General features: G+C 74.0%; 20 protein-coding genes. 4 read left to right on the top strand and 16 right to left on the bottom strand.

Translation table 11 applies throughout. The features are described 5' to 3' along the window. Positions 1-37: 37 nt before the first annotated feature. From ABT300_RS00915 to ABT300_RS00895, 5 genes are all read right to left on the bottom strand, one after another. A complete protein-coding gene (locus ABT300_RS00915; protein ID WP_351670253.1) occupies positions 38-1,267 on the bottom strand; it encodes an RNA polymerase sigma factor in 1,230 nt (409 codons plus the stop codon). A gap of 262 nt (positions 1,268-1,529) precedes the next feature. Continuing rightward, complete coding sequence (locus tag ABT300_RS00910) at positions 1,530-1,886, bottom strand: YciI family protein (protein WP_351670084.1); 357 nt, start codon at positions 1,884-1,886, stop codon at positions 1,530-1,532. A 92-nt stretch (positions 1,887-1,978) separates the two neighbouring features. After that, a complete protein-coding gene (locus ABT300_RS00905) occupies positions 1,979-3,028 on the bottom strand; it encodes an LCP family protein (protein ID WP_351670081.1) in 1,050 nt (349 codons plus the stop codon). Positions 3,029-3,085: 57 nt separating this feature from the next. Next, positions 3,086-4,489 carry a glycoside hydrolase family 10 protein gene (locus tag ABT300_RS00900; protein WP_351670078.1) on the bottom strand — a complete coding sequence of 468 codons (1,404 nt, stop codon included), beginning with the start codon at positions 4,487-4,489 and terminating at the stop codon, positions 3,086-3,088. Positions 4,490-4,571: 82 nt separating this feature from the next. Further along, complete coding sequence (locus ABT300_RS00895; RefSeq protein ID WP_351670075.1) at positions 4,572-5,636, bottom strand: LacI family DNA-binding transcriptional regulator; 1,065 nt, start codon at positions 5,634-5,636, stop codon at positions 4,572-4,574. Between the two features lie 177 nt (positions 5,637-5,813). Between ABT300_RS00895 and ABT300_RS00890 the strand changes: the two genes are divergently transcribed. Next, positions 5,814-8,117, top strand: coding sequence for a beta-xylosidase/alpha-l-arabinosidase (locus ABT300_RS00890; protein ID WP_351670072.1), 2,304 nt, complete (start codon positions 5,814-5,816; stop codon positions 8,115-8,117). A gap of 419 nt (positions 8,118-8,536) precedes the next feature. On the opposite strand, the gene ABT300_RS00885 is transcribed toward ABT300_RS00890, so the two are convergent. The 4 genes from ABT300_RS00885 to tsaB are packed head-to-tail and all read right to left on the bottom strand — an operon-like array spanning position 8,537 to position 11,079. Beyond that, positions 8,537-8,806: a hypothetical protein gene (locus ABT300_RS00885; protein WP_351670069.1), complete on the bottom strand. Its 270-nt coding sequence runs from the start codon at positions 8,804-8,806 to the stop codon at positions 8,537-8,539. Continuing rightward, positions 8,803-9,912: a tRNA (adenosine(37)-N6)-threonylcarbamoyltransferase complex transferase subunit TsaD gene (gene tsaD / locus ABT300_RS00880; protein WP_351670066.1), complete on the bottom strand. Its 1,110-nt coding sequence runs from the start codon at positions 9,910-9,912 to the stop codon at positions 8,803-8,805. Before tsaD ends, ABT300_RS00885 begins: the two co-directional genes overlap by 4 nt. Then, on the bottom strand, positions 9,905-10,429 hold the full coding sequence (gene rimI, locus ABT300_RS00875) for a ribosomal protein S18-alanine N-acetyltransferase (protein WP_351670063.1): 525 nt from the start codon (positions 10,427-10,429) through the stop codon (positions 9,905-9,907). The genes tsaD and rimI overlap by 8 nt, the downstream gene beginning before the upstream one ends. Continuing rightward, positions 10,426-11,079: a tRNA (adenosine(37)-N6)-threonylcarbamoyltransferase complex dimerization subunit type 1 TsaB gene (gene tsaB, locus ABT300_RS00870; protein WP_351670060.1), complete on the bottom strand. Its 654-nt coding sequence runs from the start codon at positions 11,077-11,079 to the stop codon at positions 10,426-10,428. Before tsaB ends, rimI begins: the two co-directional genes overlap by 4 nt. Positions 11,080-11,233: 154 nt before the next feature. On the opposite strand from tsaB, the gene ABT300_RS00865 reads away from it, so the two are divergent. Next, complete coding sequence (locus ABT300_RS00865; RefSeq protein ID WP_351670057.1) at positions 11,234-11,782, top strand: hypothetical protein; 549 nt, start codon at positions 11,234-11,236, stop codon at positions 11,780-11,782. A gap of 45 nt (positions 11,783-11,827) precedes the next feature. Here ABT300_RS00865 and ABT300_RS00860 read toward each other — a convergent pair whose 3' ends face one another. The 6 genes from ABT300_RS00860 to ABT300_RS00835 all read right to left on the bottom strand — a co-directional run bounded on the left by ABT300_RS00860 (position 11,828) and on the right by ABT300_RS00835 (position 17,332). After that, on the bottom strand, positions 11,828-12,001 hold the full coding sequence (locus ABT300_RS00860) for a hypothetical protein (RefSeq protein ID WP_351670054.1): 174 nt from the start codon (positions 11,999-12,001) through the stop codon (positions 11,828-11,830). Between the two features lie 255 nt (positions 12,002-12,256). Then, positions 12,257-12,769 (bottom strand): tRNA (adenosine(37)-N6)-threonylcarbamoyltransferase complex ATPase subunit type 1 TsaE, encoded by a 513-nt coding sequence (gene tsaE / locus ABT300_RS00855; protein ID WP_057584656.1) that lies wholly within the window; start codon positions 12,767-12,769, stop codon positions 12,257-12,259. Then, positions 12,735-13,988 (bottom strand): alpha/beta fold hydrolase, encoded by a 1,254-nt coding sequence (locus ABT300_RS00850; protein WP_351670051.1) that lies wholly within the window; start codon positions 13,986-13,988, stop codon positions 12,735-12,737. Before ABT300_RS00850 ends, tsaE begins: the two co-directional genes overlap by 35 nt. 55 nt (positions 13,989-14,043) lie before the next feature. Continuing rightward, positions 14,044-15,207, bottom strand: a complete 1,164-nt coding sequence (alr, locus tag ABT300_RS00845) for an alanine racemase (protein ID WP_351670048.1) — start codon at positions 15,205-15,207, stop codon at positions 14,044-14,046. A 245-nt stretch (positions 15,208-15,452) separates the two neighbouring features. Continuing rightward, positions 15,453-16,892 (bottom strand): NAD(P)H-hydrate dehydratase, encoded by a 1,440-nt coding sequence (locus ABT300_RS00840; RefSeq protein WP_351670045.1) that lies wholly within the window; start codon positions 16,890-16,892, stop codon positions 15,453-15,455. A 68-nt stretch (positions 16,893-16,960) separates the two neighbouring features. Beyond that, the gene (locus ABT300_RS00835) at positions 16,961-17,332 is read right to left on the bottom strand and encodes a holo-ACP synthase (protein ID WP_351670042.1); all 372 of its coding nucleotides are present in this window, start codon (positions 17,330-17,332) and stop codon (positions 16,961-16,963) included. Positions 17,333-17,501: 169 nt separating this feature from the next. Between ABT300_RS00835 and ABT300_RS00830 the strand changes: the two genes are divergently transcribed. Next, positions 17,502-18,491, top strand: a complete 990-nt coding sequence (locus tag ABT300_RS00830; RefSeq protein ID WP_351670039.1) for a hypothetical protein — start codon at positions 17,502-17,504, stop codon at positions 18,489-18,491. Then, positions 18,488-20,251 (top strand): M16 family metallopeptidase, encoded by a 1,764-nt coding sequence (locus ABT300_RS00825; RefSeq protein WP_351670036.1) that lies wholly within the window; start codon positions 18,488-18,490, stop codon positions 20,249-20,251. The genes ABT300_RS00830 and ABT300_RS00825 overlap by 4 nt, the downstream gene beginning before the upstream one ends. Before the next feature lie 125 nt (positions 20,252-20,376). Here ABT300_RS00825 and glmS read toward each other — a convergent pair whose 3' ends face one another. Further along, positions 20,377-22,224 (bottom strand): glutamine--fructose-6-phosphate transaminase (isomerizing), encoded by a 1,848-nt coding sequence (gene glmS / locus ABT300_RS00820; RefSeq protein ID WP_351670033.1) that lies wholly within the window; start codon positions 22,222-22,224, stop codon positions 20,377-20,379. Between the last annotated feature and the right edge of the window lie 13 nt (positions 22,225-22,237).

Below are 22,237 nucleotides of genomic sequence, written 5' to 3'. Positions count from 1 at the left end.
GTCATCCCTCGGCGGTCCGCGGCGGCCCGCGCGGGCGTCAGTCCGACGATGCGGCCCTGTGCAGGAGCAGTCGCCGTTCGCGTGCGCTGGCCGTCAGCGCCGCCGCCCGTTCGAACTCGGCACGGGCCTCCGCGGTGCGGCCGAGGCGGGACAGCAGGTCGGCGCGGACGCTCGGCAGCAAGTGGTACTCGCGCAGGGCCGGTTCGGCCGTCAGCGCGTCGACGATGACCAGGGCGGCCGCCGGGCCATCGGTCATCGAGACGGCGACCGCCCGGTTCAACTCGACCACCGGGGAGGGGAAGCGGGCCGCCAGCACCCCGTACAGGGTGGCGATGCCCGCCCAGTCGGTCTGGTCGTACGTGTACGCGTGGGCGTGACAGGCCGCGATGGCCGCCTGGAGGGCGTACGGCCCCGGGGCCCCGCCCCCCGCCACGCTCCGGGCCCGGTCGAGGGCGGTGATGCCGCGCGCGATCAGCATGCGGTTCCAGCGGCGGCGGTCCTGGTCCTTCAGCAGGACGGGCGTGCCGTCGGGGGCGGTGCGGGCGGCCGTCCGGGACGCCTGGAACTCCAGCAGCGAGACGAGGCCGTGGACCTCGGGCTCTTTCGGCATCAGCGCCGCCAACTGCCGGCCCAGCCGCAGGGCGTCCTCGCACAGCGCCGGGCGCAGCCAGTCGTCGCCGGCGGTGGCTGCGTACCCCTCGTTGAAGATCAGGTAGATGACGTCGAGGACGGAGCCGAGCCGGGCCTCCCGGTCGGGGCCGTAGGGCACCTCGAAGGGCACGTTCCTGGTGGCCAGGGTCTTCTTGGCGCGCACGACCCGCTGGGCGACCGTCGACTCGGGGACCAGGAAGGCGCGGGCGATCTCGGGTGTGCTCAAGCCGCCCAGCAGACGCAGGGTGAGGGCGATGCGGGCCTCGGCGGAGAGCACCGGATGGCAGGCGGTGAAGACGAGCCGGAGCAGGTCGTCGTCGATGTCGTCGGGGTCGGCGGGCTCCTGGGGCGGCGCCGTGGCGGTCTCCAGGTCGCGGCCGATCTCCTGGAGCTTGCGGGAGTGGCTCTCACGCCGGCGGATGAGGTCGACGGCACGGCGCCGGGCGGTGGTGGTCAGCCAGGCGCCGGGACGGTCCGGCACTCCGTCGCGCGGCCACTGCTCCAGCGCGGCGACCAGGGCGTCCTGCGCCAGTTCCTCGGCGACGCCGACGTCCCGCACGAGCCGGGCTACGACGGCGATGACACGGGGGGACTCCAGACGGAAGACGGTCTCGATGGCCGCACGGGCATCCGGGGCGGTACGGGGGTCCGGGCCGGTGCTGGCGTCCCGGGCGGTACCGGCGTCCGGGCGGTCCGGACGGACGTCCGGGCTCTCGCGCGAAGGCGGGGCGCCGCCGGAGACCGGGACGCCTCCGGAGTCAGGGGCGCCGTCGGAGTCAGGGGGCGTACGGGGGCGTGAGGGCGGGCCGGGGTCCGGGGCGGGCTGTCGTTCCACAGCTCACCATCGAACACCCGGCGCCCGTTCAGGCCAAGAACGCTCAGCCTTCCGCGATTTCCCGCACCTCGCAGGTCACCGTCCAGTGCTCCTCGTGCACCTTCAGGAACCGCTTCGTCCATTCGACGGCCTCGGCCATGTCCTTGCACTGCATGATCGCGTAGCCGCCGACGACCTCCCTGGCCTCGGTGAAGGGCCCGTCGGTGAGGGTGATCTTCCCGCCCTCCCAGTGCGCGCGGACGCCCTGCGCGGACGGCGTCAGCCCGGCGGTCTCCAGCATGACGCCGGCCTTGGTGACCTCCTCGATCAGTTCGCCCATCCGCTGCATCAGCTCCGGGCTGGGGCCCTCGGCGGGGGCGGTGGCCTCGTCGATCTTCACGAGCGACAGGTAGCGGGGCATGGTGACTCCTCGGGTGCGGTGAGCCGGGTCCTTCCCGGCCTCTCCCCCCTGCGTCGAACGGCGGCGGGCCGGATCGACACCGTCACCGGAATTTATTTCAGCGACTTCCACAGCGCACTCGCCGCCGGCTCCAGCGCGACCACCCGGTTGTGGTCGGAGGGGGCCGGCGCCACGGGCATGGTGACCGTGCGGACGTGCTGGGCGGACAGGCCCTTCAGGCTCCGGCCGAATTCCGTCAGCTCGGCGAGCGAGTTCAGACCGGTGTCGGTGGTCAGGCTGCCGGTGGCCGCGTCGGCGACCTCGTACAGCCGGGTCGGGCTGGAGAGGAGGTCGGTGGAGGCGATTCGCTCCAGCAGGGCCTTCACCAGTGTCTGCTGGAGGCCGATACGGCCGAGGTCGCTGCCGTCTCCTATGCCGTGCCGGGTACGGGCCAGGGCGAGGGCCCCGGCGCCGTCCAGATGGTGGACGCCGGCCGCGAGGTGCAGGCGGCTGTCCTTGTCGTCGATGTCCACGTCGGTGGTGACGGTGACCCCGCCGAGCGCGTCCACGAGCCTGGCGAAGCCGGAGAAGTCGACCTCGACGTAGTGGTCCATGCGGATGCCGGTGATCGACTCCACCGTCTTGACGGCGCACGCGGGGCCGCCGACCGCGTAGGCGGTGTTGAACATCGCGCCGTACGCCGTCGCCGTCGAGCCGCCGCCCGGCAGCGGGCAGGAGGGCCGGGTGACGAGGGTGTCGCGCGGGATGCTGACGACGGTGGCCGTCGTCCGGCCGGCGTCGATGTGCACGACCATCGCCGTGTCGGAGCGGGCGCCGGTGCTGTCGCCGCCGCCGAGCGCCTGGTTCGCCGCGCCGCTGCGCGAGTCCGAGCCCAGCACGAGGAGGTTCACGGCCTCGGTGGGCGTCGGGGAGGCGGACGCCGGGGCCGAGGGGGTCGTGACCGCCTTCGGCGGGCGGTCGTCGCCGAGCGCGTTGTCGATGTCGACGCTCTTGATGTTGCCGTCGAGGTGCCGGTAGGCCCAGCCAGCCGCCCCGGCGCCCACCGCCAGGACGGCGGCCAGGGTGAGGCCGGCGGCCTTCAGCGCTCTCGACCGCCGGCCCGCTTTCCTGCCGGTTCCGCCGCGCTCTCCGAGTCCCGTCACACGAAGAACGTACGTCCGAAATATGAGAAGAGTGTTAGGGCGGGATTCACCGACGTGTCAGCCCAGTGTCACCGTGGGCGCCGGATTGCTCCCGCTCCAGTTCGCGTTGAACCCGAAGCTCACCGAACCGCCGTCCGGGACCGTCCCGTTGTACGAGGCGTTCGCGCACGACACGGCCGCCCCCGACTGGGTGCAGACGGCGTTCCAGGCCTGGGTGATCTGCTGCCCCGCGCCATAGGTCCAGGTCACCTTCCAGGACGACAGCGAGGCGCCCGAGCAGGAGATCGTCACGTTCCCGGTGAACCCGGTGTTCCACTGGCTGCCGACGCCGTAGGCGGCCGTGCACTTGCCGGTCGGCGCGGGCGTGGTCGTGCCGCCGAGCGCCTCGGAGATTCCGTGGTACGCCGGTTTGGGCGCGTAGTTCGCGTCGTACGGGGTCGCCGCGCCCTCGCCCGGGAAGGTGCTCTCCACCCAGGAGTCGGAGTCGGTGAAGCCCCAGACGGTGAGGTTGACGCATCGTGTGACGGCGGCGCAGGCGGCGGTGACCGCCTTGTAGTCGGCCTTCTGCTGCGCGAGCTTGGCGCTGTCGGCGGGCAGGGGCATCCGGATGTCCAGCTCGGTGATCGCCACGTCCACGCCGAGGTCGGCGAAGCGCTGGATGTTCTGCTGGAACGTGGACGGCATCTGACCCAGGATCAGATGCGCCTGCAGCCCGACCCCGTCGATCGGGACGCCCCGCTCCTTCAGCGACTTGACCAGGTTGTACAGGGCGGTCGACTTCGCGTTGACGCCCTCGACGTTGTAGTCGTTGACGTAGAGCTTGGCGGCCGGGTCGGCGGCCTTCGCCCAGGTCAGGGCGTTGGCGATGTAGTCGGGGCCGAGGCCGTTGTACCAGAGGGTCGGGCGGTACGTGCCGTCCTCGTTGAAGGGCTCGTTGACGACGTCCCAGGCAGCGAGCTTGCCCTTGTAGCGGCCCACTTCGGTGCTGATGTGGTTCTGGAGCAGGGTGGTGAGCTGGGCGGAGGTCCAGCTGCCGTTCGTCAGCCAGTTCGGGTTCTGGCTGTGCCAGACCAGGGTGTGGCCGCGCACCTGCTGGTCGTGGGCCTGGGCGAACGCCACGATCTGGTCCGCCTCGGCCCAGTTGAAGACGCCCTGCGCAGGCTCCACCGAGGCCCACTTCATGGCGTTGCCCGGGGTCAGCGAGGAGAACTGCGCCCCGGCGACGTCACCGTAGACGCCGGTGAGCTTGGAGCCGGTGACGGCGGTGCCGACGACCTTGCCCTTGGCGGCCCCGAGGTCGCGCAGCGGGGCGTCGGCGGCGTGCGAGACGGGAGCGGCGACGAGCAGGGCCGCCGCCGCGGCTGCGCCGGTGACCAGGGCGGCGAGGCGGGCCTTCGGCGAGAACGACCCGGGTGAGGTTCGAGAGGTCTGAGAGGTTTGAGAGGTTCTGGAGGATCTCATGGCAGGTGCCTCCGAAAGTTTCGGTTGTTCAACCGATTGACTTCGGTGGAGTGTGGAGGCGTCCCGCACACCCGTCAATACGTCAACTTCCGGCCACAGGCGGCGCACCCGTGCTCGTCCGCACCACGAGGCTGGTGGCCAGCTCCACCCGCGTCGCCGTCGGGGCCTCCCGCGACGCCGACCGGCCCAGTTCGAGGACCAGCCGGGCCGCCGCCTCGGCCATCTCGGTCAGCGGCTGGCGCACCGTCGTCAGCGGCGGGCCGACCCAGCGGGCGACCGGAAGGTCGTCGAAGCCGACCACGCTCACGTCCTCCGGGATGCGCAGGCCCAGTTCACGGGCGGCCTCGTAGCAGCCGAGCGCCTGGAGGTCGTTGCCGGCGAAGACGGCGGTGGGCCGGTCCGGGCGGTCGAGCAGCTCACGGCCCAGCCGGTACCCGGTCTCGTGGTGGAAGTCGCCGGTCTTGATCAGCCCCGGCTCGACCGGCAGCCCGGCGGTCTCCAGGGCGGCCCGGTAGCCGTCGATCCGGGCCCGGCTGCACATCATCTGCGGCGGGCCGCTGATCGCGCCGATCCGGCGGTGCCCCAGCTCCACCAGGTGCCGGGTGGCGGCGAGGCCGCCCTGCCAGTTGGTCGCCCCGATGGAGGGCACGTCCGCGCCCGGGTCGCCCGCCGGGTCCATCACGACGAACGGGATGGAGCGGCTGGTCAGCAGGGCCCGCTGGGACTCGTCGAGCCCGGACAGCACCAGCACCACGCCGTGCGGACGGCGGGCGGCGACCTGGTCGGCCCAGGTCCGCCCGGGGGTCAGCCGTCCGGCGCTCTCACTGAGCACCACGCTCAGGCCGGCGTCGCGGGCCACGTTCTCCACGCCCCGGATGACCTCCATCGCCCAGGCGCTCTCCAGCTCGTGGAAGACCAGGTCGATCAGGGGGGAGCGGGTCGCCTCCGCGCGGCGGCGCCGGTAGCCGTGGGTGCGCAGCAGCTCTTCGACGCGCGTGCGGGTGGCGGGGGCGACGTCGGCGCGGCCGTTGAGGACCTTCGAAACAGTCGGTGCCGACACGCCGGCCTCGCGGGCGATCTCCGCGAGCGTCGCGGTCTGCGTCGGCCGCGCTTCTGTCCGCGTTTCTGTGGGCTCCGAGGGTGTCATGGCGGCGATCGTATCGTCACGCGACCTCTTGACGAACCCATGCCGACGCCATAGGTTCCCGGAACATTCGGAATACGCATCGAAACATTCGACAGGACGCCCGCCCTGCCGGACGCTCCACAGGATTCCAGGGCGCACCCTCCCCCTGGTGGCTCACCGACCTCTGACAGGAGTTTCATGACCACCGCCCCCTGGCGTGACCCCGCCCTGACCGCCGCGGCCCGCGTCGACGACCTCCTCGGCCGGATGACGCTCGAGGAGAAGACCGCCCAGCTGTACGGCGTGTGGGTCGGCGCCGCGACGGACGGCGAGGGAGTCGCCCCGCACCAGCACGACATGACCGCCGACTACGACTTCGACGAGCTGATCACCCGGGGGCTCGGCCAGCTGACCCGCTCCTTCGGCACCGCGCCCGTGGAGCCGGCGCTCGGCGCCCGCGCACTGGCCGGCGCCCAGCGGCGGATCGTCGCCGCCGGCCGCTTCGGCATCCCGGCGGTCGCCCACGAGGAGTGCCTGGCCGGATTCACCGCCTGGCGGGCCACCGCCTATCCGGTGCCGCTGGCCTGGGGCGCGGCCTTCGACCCGCCGCTGGTCGAGGAGGTGGGGCGGGCGATCGGCCGGGACCTGCGCGCGATGGGCGTCCACCAGGGCCTCGCCCCGGTCCTGGACGTCGTCCGCGATCCGCGCTGGGGGCGAGTCGAGGAGACGATCGGCGAGGACCCGTATCTGGTCGGCACGGTCGGCACGGCCTACGTCCGCGGACTGGAGTCCGCCGGGGTCGTCGCCACCCTCAAGCACTTCGCCGGGTACGCCTCCTCGGCGGGCGCGCGCAACCTGGCGCCGGTGCGGGCGGGCGTCCGCGAATTCGCGGACGTCACCCTGCCCCCGTTCGAGATGGCGCTGCGCGAGGGCGGCGCCCGCTCGGTGATGGCGGCCTACACCGAACGCGACGGCGTCCCGGCCTCCGCCGACCCCGAGCTGCTGACCGGTCTGCTCCGGGAGGAGTGGGGTTTCACCGGCACGGTCGTCGCCGACTACTTCGGCATCGGCTTCCTGCAGACCCTGCACCGGGTGGCCGGCACCCCCGTCGAGGCGGCCCGGCTGGCGCTGGACGCCGGCATCGACGTCGAGCTGCCCACCGTGAAGTACTACGGCGAGGCGCTGGCCGGCGCCGTCCGCGCGGGCGAGGTTCCGGAGGAGCTGGTCGACAGGGCCGCGCGCCGCGTCCTGCTGCAGAAGTGCGAACTGGGCCTGCTGGACGAGGACTGGCAGCCGCACGTGCCCGAGTCGGTGGACCTCGACCCGCCCGGGAACCGCGCGCTGGCCCGCCGGCTGGCGGAGGAGTCGGTGGTCCTGCTCGACAACCCCGACGGCCTGCTCCCGCTCTCCCCCGACGCCCGGGTGGCCGTGATCGGGCCGCGGGCGGCGGACGCGCTGGCGATGCTCGGCTGCTACTCCTTCCCGTCCCATGTCCTGCCCCACCACCCCGGGGTGGAGACCGGCATCGACATCCCGACGCTCCTGGAGTCCCTGCGGGCCGAGCTCCCCGACGCGAAGGTGACGTTCACGGAGGGCTGCGGGGTCTCGGACCCGGACCCGTCCGGCTTCACGGAGGCCATCGCGCGCGCGTCCGAGGCGGACGTCTGCGTGGCCGTCCTCGGCGACCGGGCGGGCCTGTTCGGGCGGGGCACGTCCGGCGAGGGCTGCGACGTCGCCGACCTGAGCCTGCCCGGCGTCCAGGGCGCCCTGCTGGACGCGCTGGTGGCGACGGGCGTCCCGGTCGTCCTGGTGCTGCTCACCGGCCGCCCGTACGCACTGGGCCGCTGGCACGGGCGGCTGGGGGCGGCCGTCCAGGCGTTCTTCCCCGGCGAGGAGGGCGGTCCGGCGGTGGCCGGAGTGCTGTCGGGCCGGGTGAACCCCTCGGGCCGGCTGCCGGTGAGCGTGCCGCGCGTGCCGGGCGGTCAGCCGTGGACGTATCTGCAGCCGCCGCTCGGCCTGGCGGGCCAGGTCAGCAGCCTGGACCCGACGCCGCTGTACCCCTTCGGACACGGACGCTCGTACACGGAGTTCAGCTGGGAGTCCTTCACCGGTCCGGACGCGGAGATCGGCACGGACGGCTCGTACGACGTCTCCGTCACCGTCCGCAACACCGGTGACCGGGCGGGCGCGGAGGTCGTCCAGCTGTATCTGCACGACCCGGTGGCCGAGGTGACCCGCCCCGACGTGCGGCTGATCGGCTACCAGCGGCTGGAGCTGGCCGCCGCCGAAGCCGCCCGCGTGACCTTCCGCTTCCACGCCGACCTGTCCGCCTTCACCGACCGCGCGGGCCGGCGGGTGGTCGAACCCGGCGATGTGGAACTGCGGTTGGGCGCCTCCAGCGCCGACGTGCGGGCCACGGCACGGCTGCGGCTCACCGGGCCGGTGCGCGAGACGGGGGCGGGGCGGCGACTGCGCTGCGAGGCGGAGGTCTCGCGCGACTGAGCCTGCGGGACGGACCTCCTCGAACCCGCCGGAGTGCGCCCCCGGCGGGTGCGGCCCCCGGCGTCCCACGTCGGCACGGGCGGTGCACCGGATCCGCCGACGGGGAGATGCTGTGCGCATGACGTGCAGCTTGACCTGCACGATGAGCTTCACGGGACCCGACCCCACGCAGCAGCCCGCACAAACGCGCCACTTCCGTACAGGCATCCCCTGTGCGGTGACCGGTCGCCCGCGTGTTCCCACCTCCCGGCTCCGCAGGGCAGCCCTGCCCGGTGCTCCGCGCCCGAACCCCCGGACAGTGCGACGCTCCCGGTCGCCACCACACGATGCGATTCCTCCCAGGCGTGAACGCCTAGGGTTCCTCGCAAGAGCCCTGCCGAAGCCCGCCCCGAAAAGCGAGACCGGCGAGCCCTGACCGCTCAGGGCCGGTCCGGCACCGCCTCGAACCGCCAGCGGTGCACCGCCCTGGCCGTCAACCCGCCGTCCGGATCCGGAAGTTCGGGCAGGCCGGCGTCGTCGTATCCGGCGTCCCACCAGGTGATGACGAGCACCCGGTCCTGCGGAGCCCGGAAGGTCTCGCAGCGCAGGGGCCCCGGCGCGAGCCGCCGCGCCTGCTCCTGCGCCCACCGCAGCAGTTCCCCGCCCCGGCCGGCCGCCGCCCGGGCCTCCCACATCAGCGCGACGGTCATGAGTACAGGTTGTCCTTGGCGACCTCGTGCACATGGTCGTGACCGTGGCCGTGCCCGGCGCTCCGATCGGGCACGTGCGGGTCGGTCACCGGCAGCGACGAGTCCGCGGACAGGTCCCAGCCGGACGCGGCCCGGCCCCGGGCGACCATCTCCGCGCCCAGCGCCGCCACCATCGCGCCGTTGTCCGTGCACAGCTTGGGGCGCGGCACGCGCAGCCGGATCCCGGCGGCTTCGCAGCGCTCCTGGGCGAGGGCCCGCAGCCGGGAGTTGGCGGCCACGCCGCCGCCGATCATCAGGTGGTCGACGCCCTCGTCCTTGCAGGCCCGGACGGCCTTGCGGGTCAGGACGTCCACGACCGCCTCCTGGAAGGAGGCCGCCACGTCGCGCACCGGGACCTCCTCGCCCGCCGCCCGCCTGGCCTCGATCCAGCGGGCGACCGACGTCTTCAGACCGGAGAAGGAGAAGTCGTACGCCGGGTCGCGCGGACCGGTCAGACCGCGGGGGAACGCGATCGCCGTCGGGTCGCCCTCACGGGCGTAGCGGTCGATGACCGGGCCGCCCGGGAAGCCCAGGTTCAGCACCCGGGCGATCTTGTCGAAGGCCTCGCCCGCCGCGTCGTCGATGGTCGCGCCCAGCGGACGGACGTCGGAGGTGATGTCGGTGGACAGCAGCAGGGAGGAGTGTCCGCCGGACACCAGCAGCGCCATCGTCGGCTCGGGCAGGGAGCCGTGCTCCAGCTGGTCCACGCAGATGTGCGAGGCGAGGTGGTTGACGCCGTAGAGCGGCTTGCCGAGGGCGTAGGCGTAGGCCTTCGCCGCCGAGACGCCGACCAGCAGCGCGCCGGCGAGCCCCGGACCCGCGGTGACCGCGATGCCGTCGAGGTCCTTCGCGCTCACCCCCGCGTCCTTCAGCGCACGCTCGATGGTCGGGACCATCGCCTCCAGGTGGGCCCTGGACGCCACCTCCGGCACGACGCCGCCGAAGCGGGCGTGCTCGTCGACGCTGGAGGCGATCGCGTCGGCCAGCAGGGTCGTGCCGCGCACGACGCCGACGCCGGTCTCGTCGCAGGAGGTCTCGATCCCCAGAACGAGGGGTTCGTCAGCCATTGGTCTCGTTTCCCTGTGTTCCCGCTGCGGATGTCGATGGGTCGGTGAGGCGCATCACCAGGGCGTCCACGTTGCCCGGCTGGTAGTAGCCGCGCCGGAACCCGATGGCCTCGAACCCGAAGCGCTCGTAGAGCTTCTGGGCGCGGACGTTGTCGATGCGGCACTCGAGCAGGACCTCGGCGCACTCGAACGCGGTCGCCGCGCTCAGCAGCTCCGTCAGCAGCCGACCGCCGAGGCCGGTGCCCCACTGGTCGCGGGCGACGGCGATGGTCTGGACGTCGGCGACGTCCCCGGCGGCGGCCAGGCCCGCGTACCCGACGATCCGGTCGCCCGCGGACGCGTCGACCGCGACGAGATAGCGCCGGGTCGCCTCCGGGCCGCGGGCGTGGGCCAGGTCGGACCAGAACATGCCCCGGGACCAGGCGTCCTCGGGGAAGAGGTCCTTCTCGAGTTCGAGCACGCGCTCGATGTCCCACCAGCGCATCTCGCGCAGCACGAGGTCGACGGATTCGGTCACTTGGGGGTGACCACCTTGTAGTTCTTAGGCACCTGGGCGTCCGGCCGGCGCAGGTACAGGGGCCGTGGCGCGGGCAGTTCCACGCCCGCGGCCAGCCGCTCCGCCGCGAGACTCGCGAGGGCCGCCGCGGAGACGTGCTCGGGCTCGTGCGCGTGGGGGAACGCGTCCGGGTAGAGCAGTGCGCCCGCGCCGACGGCGGGCAGCCCGGCCACCGCGTCGGCGATGTCGGCGGGCCGGTCCACGGCGGGGCCCGACACCCGGGTGCGGGAGTCGGCGTAGCGCGCCCAGTAGACCTCCTTGCGGCGGGCGTCGGTCGCCACCACGAAGGGCCCTTCGAGGTCGGAGGCGTAGGCGAGGCCGTCGAGGGTGCACAGGCCGTGCACGGGGACGCCGAGCGCCATCCCGAAGGTGTCGGCGGTCATCAGACCGACTCTCAGCCCCGTGTAGGGGCCGGGGCCGACGCCGACGACGATCCCGGTGACGGCGTCGAGCGCGAGCCCGGCGCCGGCGAGCAGCCGGTCGACGGCCGGCAGCAGCAGCTCGCCGTGCCGGCGCGCGTCCACCTGACTCGAGGAGGCGATGACGTCCGTGCCGTCGTGCAGGGCGACGGTGACGGCGGGGGTGGCGGTATCCAGAGCGAGCAAGAGCACGCAAACAGCCTACGGCTCCCGTGCCCCCGACACCGCCGTCCCGGACGGAGCCGTGACGGCTGCTAACGTCGCCGCGAAACATGACGTACATCACGTACGGGACAGAACGCGGAAGAGGCCCGGAACGGGCGCAGGACGGACGAGGTGGTCACCGGTGCCCAGCAGCAGCTCGACTTTCGTGGCCGGGCTCACCGCGGCCGCCCTGGCGACGGTCGGGTTCCTCGCGTTCCAGGCGTCCGCGAACGCGCCTGACGACCCGGCCGAGCCGCGTCGCGGCAGCGCGCCCGCGAAGGCGGCGAAGGCTCCCGGCCCCATCGCCTCCACGGCGCTGCCCGACGGCTCGGGCGCAGGCGAGCGGGTGGTGTACGCGCTGGCGGCCGACCGGGTGTGGCTGGTCGGCGCGGACGGTCACGTCAACCGCACGTTCAAGGTCGCCCCCGGCAGTGTGGACCCGCTGCCGGGCAGCTACGCGGTCCGCTCCCGGTCGGGTGCGATCACCGGCACCGACGGCGCCCCGGTCGAGCACGTCGTGCGGTTCGCCGAGGCGGACGGCGTGACGATCGGCTTCAGCGCGGCCCTGGACGGCTCTCCGCCCGAGCGCGACCCGAGGGTGCAGACGGGCGGCATCCGGCAGAGCGTCGCCGACGGCGACGCGATGTGGGCGTTCGCGACCATCGGCCGACCGGTCGAGGTGGTCCGGTAGGCCCCCTCGTCCGAGCCGGTCCGCGTCGCACCGTCCGATGGCGCGTCAGGCCGCCCGGCGGCGTCGGTCCGGCTTCTTGGCCGGGGCGGGGTCGGGCAGCCGCGGAGGGGTCGAGACGGCTTCGGCGGCCGCGCACGAGGCCAGCAGATCGCGCATGGACACGGCGGGGGCGGGCGCGAGGGGACGCGGCGGCCGGGGCGGGGGATCGGTGGCCGGCATGGACGCCTCCTGCGGTTCGGGGGCGGGCGCGGTTAGGTAGACCTAACTACGAACTTGATACCATGTGACCACGCCCCCGACACGGAACGCAACATTTTGCCGACACGTTGTCGGAACCTTCACCGCGTCACGTCGGACCCGTCCGACCGGCGCACCCCGGCACGGCGGCGCCCCGACCGGAGCACACCCCGGGGCCGGCAGCAGGGCCCGGGCCGGCACTCCCCCGGGCCGTCCCCCAAGGCGGTCCGGAGCACGTCAGGCCGACAGCACGCCGAGGTCCGCGGAGGCCCATCGCCGCCCGAGCGCCGACACCGTCACATGCCGCACCTCGTCGTCCGTGTCGCCGACCGCGCGGTGAATGCGGATCTGGAGCCGGTCGTCGGTCAGTTCCTCGACCTTGCCCTCGCCCCACTCCACGACGATCACCGACTCGGGCAGCGACACGTCGAGGTCGAGGTCCTCCATCTCGTCGAGCCCGCCGCCCAGGCGGTACGCGTCGACGTGGACCAGCGGCGGACCGTCCCCGAGCGCCGGGTGCACCCGGGCGATCACGAACGTCGGGGAGGTGACCGCGCCCCGGACCCCCAGCCCCTCGCCGAGCCCGCGGGTGAGCGTCGTCTTGCCCGCCCCGAGCTCCCCGCTCAGCATCACGAGATCGCCGGCGCGCAGCACCTTGGCCAGTCGACGGCCGAAGTCCCGCATCTGCTCGGGGGAATTGACGGTGATCCGAAGGTCAGCCGGGTGGTGCGGCGCTGCTGGTGTCTCCATAACCTCCCACGGTAGCCCCTGCCGGCACGGCGCCCGCGCGGGTGAGCAGGTCGGCGAGGCGGTCGGTGACCACTTCCGGGTGCTCCAGCATCACGAGGTGCCCGGCGTCGGGGACGAGGACCAGTTCGGCGTCCGGCAGCATGTCGGCGATCGCCTCGCTGTGCTCGCTCGGCGTCACCAGGTCCCCGATGCCGGCCAGCACCAGCACCGGCATGTCCGTGAAACAGGCGAGCGCCTCGGTCTTGTCGTGGTCGGTGAAGGCCGGGTAGAACTCGGCGACCACGTCGATCGGCGTGCTCTCGATCATCCGCTCGGCGAACCGCGCCACCGCCGGGTCCACGTCACGGGACGCGAACGAGTACCGCTTGATGATCCCGGCGAACAGATCGGCGGTCGCCCGGCGCCCCTTCTCCACCAGGGCCGCCTGCTGCCCGAGCGCCCGCAGCACGCCCGGCAGCACCCGCCGGACCGCGTTCACGCCGGCGACCGGCAGTCCGAAGTTGACCTCGCCGAGCCGCCCGGACGACGTGCCGACGAACGCGGTGGCGACGACCCGCTCGCGGATCAGCTCGGGGTACAGGGCGGCCAGGGCCATCACCGTCATCCCGCCCATGGAATGCCCGACCAGCACGATCGGCCCCTCCGGCACGGCCGCGTCGACGACGGCCCGCAGATCGCGTCCCAGCTGGTCGATGGTGACCGGCACGCCGTCGTGGGTCTGGGCGTTGCCGCGTCCGGACCTGCCGTGACTGCGCTGGTCCCAGTGCACGGTCCGCACGACGCCCCGCAGGGCCGCCCGCTGGAAGTGCCAGGAGTCCTGGTTGAGGCAGTAGCCGTGACTGAAGACGACGGTGACGGGCAGCGGCGCCTTGCGCCCGAAGAGCCTGCGCCGCCGGTTCGCCGGGCCGCCCTGCGGCTCGACGTCGTCGACCTCGTAGTACAGCTCGGTGCCGTCGTCGGCGTACGCCTTGCCCGGGGCGCCGCGCAGCCCGCCGTACGGTCCCGCCGAGTCGAGCGCCAGCCGGGCCTTGGCCCGCATGCCCCGCCCCACGGTCATCCGCTCCAGGGCGACGCCGGCCGCGGCGCCCGCGGCGATCACGCCTATCGCGGCGCCCGCGATGCCGGTCGCCCGGCGCCACCCTCCTGCCGCCCCCGTCGCGGAGGCGGCGGCGACCGCCGTGGCGGCGCTCGCCACCGCCTCCGCGCTGCTCTCGCTCACGTGCCGCTCCTCCTGGGCCGATGTCCGTGCACTGACTGCGGGTTACCCGGTCCGCTCACTCATTCACATAGACGCGGGGAACGCGCGATCCGATGCGCGTGACGATCTCGTACCCGATGGTTCCGGCCGCCTGCGCCCAGTCCTGCGCCGTCGGTTCGCCGCGGTCGCCCGGTCCGAAGAGGACCGCCTCCGCGCCGGGGCCCGGATCGTCCCCGCCGAGGTCGACGACGAACTGGTCCATCGCGATGCGGCCGGCGGCCGTCCGCCACTTGCCGCCCACCAGCACCGGGCCGGTCCCGGAGGCGTGCCGGGGCACGCCGTCGGCGTACCCGAGGGGCACCAGTCCGAGCGTCGTCTCGCCCGGGGTGACGTAGTGGTGGCCGTAGCTCACGCCGTGCCCGCCGGGGACGTGCTTCACCAGGGCCAGCGACGCCGAGAGGGTCATCACCGGCCGCAGTCCGAGGTCGGCGGCGGAGCCCAGCTCGGGGCCGGGCGAGAGGCCGTACATCGCGACCCCGGGGCGGACCAGGTCGAAGTGGGTCTCCGGAAGGGTGAGCGTGGCCGGGGAGTTGGCGATGTGCCGTACCTCGGGCCGGGCGCCCTGCCGCTCGGCGTACGCCGTCATCTCGCGGAACCGTTCGACCTGGGCGGCGACGGAGGGGTGCCCGGGCTCGTCGGCGCAGGCGAGGTGCGACCAGAGGCCGGTGATCCGCACCAGTCCCTCGCGCTCGGCGCGCAGCGCCTCCCCGACGAGCTCGGGCCAGTCGGCGGGCTGGCATCCGTTGCGTCCGAGCCCGGTGTCGGCCTTGAGCTGCACCCGGGCGGCCCGCCCGGCGGCCCGGGCGCCGTCGACGGCCTCCCGCAGCGCCCAGAGCCCGCTCAGCGACACGTCGAGACCGGCCTCGACGGCCTCCCGCCAGGGCCCGCCCGGCGTCCACAGCCAGCACATGATCCGGACGTCCGCGGGCAGTCCGGCGTGCGCGCGCAGCGCGAGGGCCTCCTCGGGCGTGGCGGCGCCGACCCAGGCGGCGCCCGCCTCGACGGCGGCGCGGGCGCAGGGGGCGGCGCCGTGTCCGTATCCGTCCGCCTTCACCACGGCCATGAACGCCGCGCCCGGCGCCTTGGCGCGCAGGCTACGCACGTTGGCCCGCAGCGCGGCCAGGTCGATCTCGGCGTGTGCGCGCAGCGGGGCGGCGGGCGGCTTGGCAGTCTCACTCATCGCGCCCAGTGTCGCAGAGCGGCCGGACGACGTTCCCGGCACCGGGCCGACGCCCCACCCCGCGCCCCGCCCGGGCGCCCCGTCAGGCAGCGCACCCCGAAGCCGCTCTCGCCCGGGGCCGGTACAGGACCGTCGGCGCCGCCCACCAGCAGGCCACGGGCAGGCCACCGGCACACCTCGCCGGCCGGGCCCGGCACAGGAGACGACCGCAGTCGCCTCATTCGCCCCGGTCTCCTTAGGGCGCCTCAGTCGCGCACGTCACGCCAGGCACGCGGGATCGCCGCGGCCACGTCGTGCGCCCCGGCCGGCGCCCCGTCCGCCGCGTACCGGCCCGCCAGGCCGTGCAGGTACGCCCCGACGCTCCCCGCGTCCAGCGCCCCCAGTCCGGCGGCCAGCAACGAACCCGCGAGCCCCGACAGCACGTCCCCGCTGCCGGCCGTGGCGAGCCACGCCGTCCCGGTGGCGTTGACCCGGACCGCGCCCTCGCCGCCCGCGTCGGCCACCAGCGTCGTCGACCCCTTCAGCAGCACCGTCGCCCGGTACCGCGCCGCCAGCTCCCGCACCGAGGCCAGCCGGGCGCCCTCCACCTGCTCCCGTGCCACGCCCAGCAGCGCGGCCGCCTCCCCGGCGTGCGGAGTCATCAGCGTCGGCGCGGCACGCCCCCGCACCGCGTCGGCGTCCGCCAGCCGCAGTCCGTCGGCGTCGATCAGCACGGGCACCTCGGCGGCCAGCACCTCGGCGACCGTCGCCGCGTCGTCCCCGGCGCCCGGACCGACGACCCACGCCTGCACCCGTCCGGCGTGCGCGGGCCCCCGCTCCGACACGAGCGTCTCGGGGAACCGCGCGAGGACCGCGTCCCCGGCCGGTCCGACGTACCGCACGGCCCCCGCGCCGCCGCGCAGCGCGCCCGCGACGGCGAGCACGGCGGCCCCCGGATACCGGGCCGACCCGGCGGCGATCCCGACGACGCCCCGCCGGTACTTGTCGCTCTCCCCGCCCGGCGTCGGCAGCAGGGCGGCCGTGTCCGCGTGCTGCAGCGCCTCAAGCTCCGGCACGGCGGGCAGCAGGTCGCCGAGCCCGATGTCGACGAACCGCACCGAACCGGCGTACGCGCGCGCGGGATCGACGAGCAGTGCCGGCTTGTGCGTGCCGAAGGTGACGGTGACGTCGGCGCGCATCCCGCTCCCGTGCACCTCCCCGGTGTCCGCGTCCACGCCGCTGGGCAGGTCGACGGCGACGACGGGGGCCCCGGCCCGCTCGACGAGCGCCGCGAGATCCGCCGCCTCCGGCCGCAGACCGCCCTTGCCGCCGATGCCGACGATCCCGTCGAGCACCAGGTCGGCCCGGCGGACGAAGTCGCCGGCCTCTTCGGGCGTCACGGTCGTGCCGCCGGCCCGGCGCACCGCCGTCAGCCCCCCGGGATGGGTCCGCCCGGGCGCGAGGAGGACGGCGGTCACCCCCGCCCCGCGCCGGGCGAGCCGCGCCCCGGCGTACAGGGCGTCGCCCCCGTTGTCGCCGCTGCCGACCAGCAGCACGATCCGGCGTCCGTACACCCGGCCCAGCAGGTCGGCGCAGGCGGCGGCGAGCCCGGCGGCGGCCCGTTGCATGAGGGCGCCCTCCGGGACCCGGGCCATCAGCTCCCGCTCGGCACGACGGACGGTCTCGACGCAGTAGGCAGTACGCATACGGTCGAGTCTGCCCCGGTCTCCCCCGCCGCCGCACCCGCGCGCCTCACCCGCGTCTCACCCGCGCCTCACCCCTCGGCCACCACCACCGCCGAGGCGACGCCCGCGTCGTGACTCAGCGACACATGCCATCCCCGTACGCCCAGTTCGGCCGCCCGGGCGGCCACGCTCCCCCGCACCCGCAAGCGGGGCCGCCCGCTGTCCTCGACGTACACCTCGGCGTCGGTCCACAGCAGCCCGGGCGGGGCCCCGAGCGCCTTGGCCAGGGCCTCCTTCGCCGCGAACCGGGCCGCCAGCGAGGCCGGACCCCTGCGCTCCCCGCTCGGCAGCAGCAACTCGCTCGGCAGGAACAGCCGCTCGGCGAGCCCGGGCGTGCGTTGCATGGACGCCGCGAAGCGCTCGATCTCGGCCACGTCGATACCGACCCCGATGATGCTCATGCCGAGCACCCTAGGGCCTCGGTGTCACCGCCTGGTGCTAGCCTGCGGCGACTTGATCGCGTCACATCACGTCAAGTCGACAGCAGAGTTTCACAGCGGACTTTCACCGCCGCGCGCCTTGGGGGGCCAGCCCGCGCGCCGCGGAGGCGACGCCAGGGGGCGGGGGGGCATGACCAGCAAGACCAGCAGCATGACCAACGGCGGACTCATGGGCTCTTCGGGGCCGACGTTCGACCCGTACGACAACACACCCGAGCTGATCCCGCTGCGCACCGCCGCGCAGGCGGGGGACTGGCCGGCCGTACGGGCCTGCTTCGCGGGGCTCGGCTCCGCCGACAAGATCTCCTCGGCCTCCACCCTCCTCGCCGACACCGCCGGCGTCGAGGGCTGCCTGGAGCGGGCGGCGGCCGAATCGCCCGCGGACCCGCTGCCCCGCACCCTGCTCGCCGAGCGGTACGTGCACATCGGCTGGGACATCCGCAGCGGCGCCCGCGCCAAGGACGTCTCGCGGGACCAGTTCACCCAGTTCCACGACTGGCTGCGACGGGCCGAGCAGCTGCTGATCGAGGTCTGCGCCGAGCAGCCCTCCTACGCCCCCGCCTGGACCGTCCGGCTGACGACCGCGCGCGGTCTGGAGCTGGGGCAGGCAGAGGCGCGCCGCCGCTACGACCGGCTGTCCGCGCACCACCCGCACCACTACCGCGCGCAGACGCAGCTGCTGCAGCAGCTGTGCCCGAAGTGGGGCGGATCCTGGGAGGCGGCGCACGGCTTCGCCCGGGAGTGCGCCACCGGCGCCCCCGACGGATCGAACGCCGCCGCCGTGGTGGCCCTCGCCCACATCGAGCACTGGCTGGACCTGCCGAGCGGCGAGGACGCCGCCTACCTGCGCGGCGTGCCGGTCCGCGACGACCTGCGCTTCGCCGCCCAGGTCTCCGTGCTGCACCCCGGCCACCGGCCCGACTGGAACACCGTCGGCGCGCACAGCGCGTTCGCGTTCGCCTTCTCGCTGGGCGGGCACTACGCGGACGCGGCCCCGCACTTCGCCTTCCTCGGCGACCGCGCCACGGAATACCCGTGGCAGTACCTGCCCGACCAGAAGTCGGCGTTCCTCGGCTTCCGCAAGGCCGCACTGGAAACCCGTGGAGGCGGCGCCCGATGACCACGAACCTGCACGAGCACGACGGCCTGGACGACATGGACGCCCTCGCCGCTCTCGAGGGCCTCGTCTCGCACACCACCACGAACGGCGTGCCCACCCTCTACGCCCCCGCCTCCGGCAAGGAGATCACCGCCGGCCTCTTCTTCCGGGTGGGCCGCGCCGACGAGACGCTGGCCACCGCCGGAGTCACCCACCTCGTCGAGCACCTCGCCCTGCACCGCCTGGGCCTTTCCGACCTGCACTACAACGGCGCGACGGCGAACGCGTACACCCTCTTCCACGTGCACGGCAGCGAGGAGGAGGTGGTCGAGTACCTGAACAGCGTGTGCGCCGGCCTGCGGGACCTGCCGATGGAGCGGCTGGAGACCGAGCGGGAGATCCTGCGCACGGAGGCGGCCGGCCGCGGCGGCGGGCCCCAGCACCAGATGCCGCTGTGGCGGTACGGCGCCCAGAGCTACGGCCTGTCCAGCTACAGCGAGCTGGGCGCCTTCAGCCTCACCCGCGATCAGGTCCGTCACTGGGCGGAAACCCGCTTCACCAGGGACAACGCGGTGCTGTGGATCACCAGCGACCGCGTCCCCGAGGGCCTGGACCTGACCCTCCCGCGGGGCTCCCGCCTTCCCGCCCCGGCCGCGACCAGCGCCCTGCCCGTCACCCCGGCGTACATCGGCGGCGACGACGGACACGTGGTCCTCACCTCGGTGCTGCGCCGCTCCACCGCGGCCAGCGTCTTCGCGGACGTCCTCGGCCGGGCCCTCTTCCAGGACCTGCGCCAGGAGGGCGGCTACTCCTACTCCGCGGAGGCCGACTACAGTCCGCGCGACGCCGAGTACGCCACCCTCACCGCGTACGCCGACGCCCTGCCGCAGAAGCAGGACGCGGTCGTCGGCGGCTTCGTCGACACCCTCGCGCGGCTGCGCGCGGGCCGCATCGAGCAGGCCGAGCTGGACTCCGTCCGGGCCAAGCTCCTCAAGGTGTACGACGCCCCCGACCTCGGCGCCGCGGTGCTCCCCTCGTACGCGCTGAGCCTGCTGCTCGGACACCCTCTCCTCACCCCCGACCAGCACCGGGCCGAGCTGAACGCGGTGACGACGCAGGACCTGCACGAGGTCGCCCGCCAGGCGTGGGACAACGCACTGCTGCAGGCGCCGGGCCGCGGCGTCGACTGGGCGGGCCTCACCCTCGCCCCGCAGTTCTCGACGGCCGCCGTCACCGGCACCCGCCACCAGTCCCTGGAGAACGAGGACGTCACCCTGGTCATCGGCCCGGAGGGCGTCAGCCTGCTCACCCCGAGGGGCCCGGTCACCGTCCGCCACGACGCCTGCGCGGCGATGACCACGCGGCCCGACGGCGCCCGTACGCTCACCGGCCACGACGGCTTCTCGGTCACCGTGGAGCCGACCCTGTACAAGGGCGTCACGCCGGACCGCATCGCGGCGCTGGACGCGGCCGTGCCCGGCGAGGCGGTCGTCCGGATGCCGGCCCGCGAACCGGAGCACATCCCGCAGCCGCGCAAGCAGCCCCCGACGGCCCGGGCGGCCGGCACCGGCGGCTCGGTGCGGGGCTGGACCGCCGCCTTCTGGCTGGTGGCCCTGCTCGCGGCGGCCTGGGGCGTGCTCTGCGGGGTCATCACCGCCGACGAGTCCGCGATGGCGGACCCGGAGTGGGACGCGGTCACCGGCGTCTGGATCATGGAACTGCCGCTGCTCTTCGCCGCCTGGAAGCTGTTCACGGCCCGCAGACGCCGCACCCGGAGCTGAGCCGCCGTGTGTGTGGGGGGGGCGGCCACGCAACGCCCCCCACACGCCCACGGCACGAGCCCCCCGCTCCCCCCGGCGGCCCTCGCTCCCCGGCGAGCGACCGGCCGTCCACTCCCCGGCGGCCCCTACTCCACGGTGACCGACTTCGCGAGGTTGCGCGGCTGATCCACCTCGTTGCCGCGCGCGGTCGCGAGCTCGCACGCGAACACCTGCAACGGCACCGTCGCCACCAGCGGCTGCAACAGCACCGGCGTGGCGGGGATCCGCACCAGGTGGTCTGCGTACGGCACGACCGCCTCGTCCCCCTCCTCCGCGATCACGATGGTCCGCGCCCCCCGCGCCCTGATCTCCTGGATGTTGGAGACGATCTTGTCGTGCAGGACGGACCTGCCGCGCGGCGACGGCACGACCACCACCACGGGCAGGTCCTCCTCGATGAGGGCGATCGGCCCGTGCTTCAGCTCCCCCGCCGCGAACCCCTCCGCGTGCATGTAGGCGAGCTCCTTCAGCTTGAGCGCGCCCTCCAGCGCGACGGGATAGCCCACGTGCCGGCCGAGGAACAGCACGGTGTCCTTGTCGGCCAGCGACCGGGCCAGCGCCCGCACCGGCTCCATGGTCTCCAGCACCCGCTCCACCTCGCCGGAGATCCGCGCCAGGTCCCGGACGACGGCCCGGATCTCGTCCCCCCACTTGGTGCCGCGCACCTGCCCGAGATAGAGGGCGACCAGATAGCACGCCACCAGCTGGGTCAGGAACGCCTTGGTGGAGGCGACGGCCACCTCCGGCCCCGCGTGCGTGTAGAGCACGGCGTCCGACTCACGGGGGATGGTCGACCCGTTGGTGTTGCAGATGGCGAGCACCTTCGACCCCTGGTCCCGCGCGTGGCGCAGCGCCATCAGCGTGTCCATCGTCTCGCCGGACTGGGAGATGGCGATGACCAGCGAGCGCGGGTCCAGGATCGGGTCCCGGTAGCGGAACTCGCTGGCCAGCTCCACCTCGCACGGAATGCGCGTCCAGTGCTCGATGGCGTACTTGGCGATCAGCCCGGCGTGGAAGGCCGTTCCGCAGGCGACGACGACGATCTTGTCGATCTCGCGCAGCTCCCGCGCCGGGATGCGCACCTCGTCGAGCGTCAGCGAACCGCCGGCGTCGATCCGTCCCAGCAGGGTGTCGGCCACGGCCTTGGGCTGCTCGGCGATCTCCTTCAGCATGAAGTAGTCGTAGCCCCCCTTCTCCGCCGCCGACGCGTCCCAGTCGACGTGGTACGACCGCACCTGGGCCGGCCGGCCGTCGAACCCGGTGACGGTCACCGCGTCCCGGCGCAGCTCCACCACCTGGTCCTGGCCCAGCTCGATCGCCGACCGGGTGTGCGCGATGAACGCGGCGACGTCCGAGGCGAGAAAGGCCTCGCCCTCGCCGACGCCCACCACCAACGGCGAGTTGCGGCGCGCCCCGACCACCACGTCCGGCTCGTCGGCGTGCACCGCGACCAGCGTGAACGCGCCCTCCAGCCGTCGGCACACCAGCCGCATCGCCTCCGCCAGGTCGGAGGTCACGGAGAACTCCTCGGCGAGCAGATGGGCGACGGCCTCGGTGTCGGTCTCGGACAGCAGCTCGTGTCCCCGCTCGGCCAGTTCGGCCCGCAGCTCCGCGAAGTTCTCGATGATCCCGTTGTGCACGACGGCGACGCGTCCGGCGTTGTCGAGGTGCGGATGGGCGTTGGCGTCGGTGGGCCCGCCGTGCGTGGCCCACCGGGTGTGCCCGATGCCCGTCGTCCCGGCCGGCAAGGGCCGCTCCGTCAGCTCCTTCTCCAGATTGACGAGCTTGCCCGCCTTCTTCGCCGCGGCGAGCCCCCCGTCGGCCGGCACGGCGACGCCCGCCGAGTCGTAGCCCCGGTACTCCAGCCGCTTCAGTCCGGCCATCACGACGTCGAGCGCCGACTGAGACCCCACGTATCCCACGATTCCGCACATGCGCGGCAGCCTA

Source organism: Streptomyces sp. NPDC001027 (assembly GCF_040299045.1).
GTDB lineage: Bacteria > Actinomycetota > Actinomycetes > Streptomycetales > Streptomycetaceae > Streptomyces.
The sequence above is the reverse complement of the archived record's forward strand: the minus strand, read 5'-3'. Positions and strand labels throughout refer to the sequence as shown.

What these genes read in the sequence shown, in the direction of transcription:
- ABT300_RS00910 (WP_351670084.1), bottom strand. Translation starts at nt 1,886, where the DNA reads ATGCCCCGCTACCTGTCGCTCGTGAAGATCGACGAGGCCACCGCCCCC.
- ABT300_RS00900 (WP_351670078.1), bottom strand. Translation starts at nt 4,489, where the DNA reads ATGAGATCCTCCAGAACCTCTCAAACCTCTCAGACCTCTCGAACCTCA.
- ABT300_RS00895 (WP_351670075.1), bottom strand. Translation starts at nt 5,636, where the DNA reads ATGACACCCTCGGAGCCCACAGAAACGCGGACAGAAGCGCGGCCGACG.
- ABT300_RS00890 (WP_351670072.1), top strand. Translation starts at nt 5,814, where the DNA reads ATGACCACCGCCCCCTGGCGTGACCCCGCCCTGACCGCCGCGGCCCGC.
- ABT300_RS00885 (WP_351670069.1), bottom strand. Translation starts at nt 8,806, where the DNA reads ATGACCGTCGCGCTGATGTGGGAGGCCCGGGCGGCGGCCGGCCGGGGC.
- tsaD (WP_351670066.1), bottom strand. Translation starts at nt 9,912, where the DNA reads ATGGCTGACGAACCCCTCGTTCTGGGGATCGAGACCTCCTGCGACGAG.
- ABT300_RS00860 (WP_351670054.1), bottom strand. Translation starts at nt 12,001, where the DNA reads ATGCCGGCCACCGATCCCCCGCCCCGGCCGCCGCGTCCCCTCGCGCCC.
- tsaE (WP_057584656.1), bottom strand. Translation starts at nt 12,769, where the DNA reads ATGGAGACACCAGCAGCGCCGCACCACCCGGCTGACCTTCGGATCACC.
- alr (WP_351670048.1), bottom strand. Translation starts at nt 15,207, where the DNA reads ATGAGTGAGACTGCCAAGCCGCCCGCCGCCCCGCTGCGCGCACACGCC.
- ABT300_RS00840 (WP_351670045.1), bottom strand. Translation starts at nt 16,892, where the DNA reads ATGCGTACTGCCTACTGCGTCGAGACCGTCCGTCGTGCCGAGCGGGAG.
- ABT300_RS00835 (WP_351670042.1), bottom strand. Translation starts at nt 17,332, where the DNA reads ATGAGCATCATCGGGGTCGGTATCGACGTGGCCGAGATCGAGCGCTTC.
- ABT300_RS00830 (WP_351670039.1), top strand. Translation starts at nt 17,502, where the DNA reads ATGACCAGCAAGACCAGCAGCATGACCAACGGCGGACTCATGGGCTCT.
- ABT300_RS00825 (WP_351670036.1), top strand. Translation starts at nt 18,488, where the DNA reads ATGACCACGAACCTGCACGAGCACGACGGCCTGGACGACATGGACGCC.
- glmS (WP_351670033.1), bottom strand. Translation starts at nt 22,224, where the DNA reads ATGTGCGGAATCGTGGGATACGTGGGGTCTCAGTCGGCGCTCGACGTC.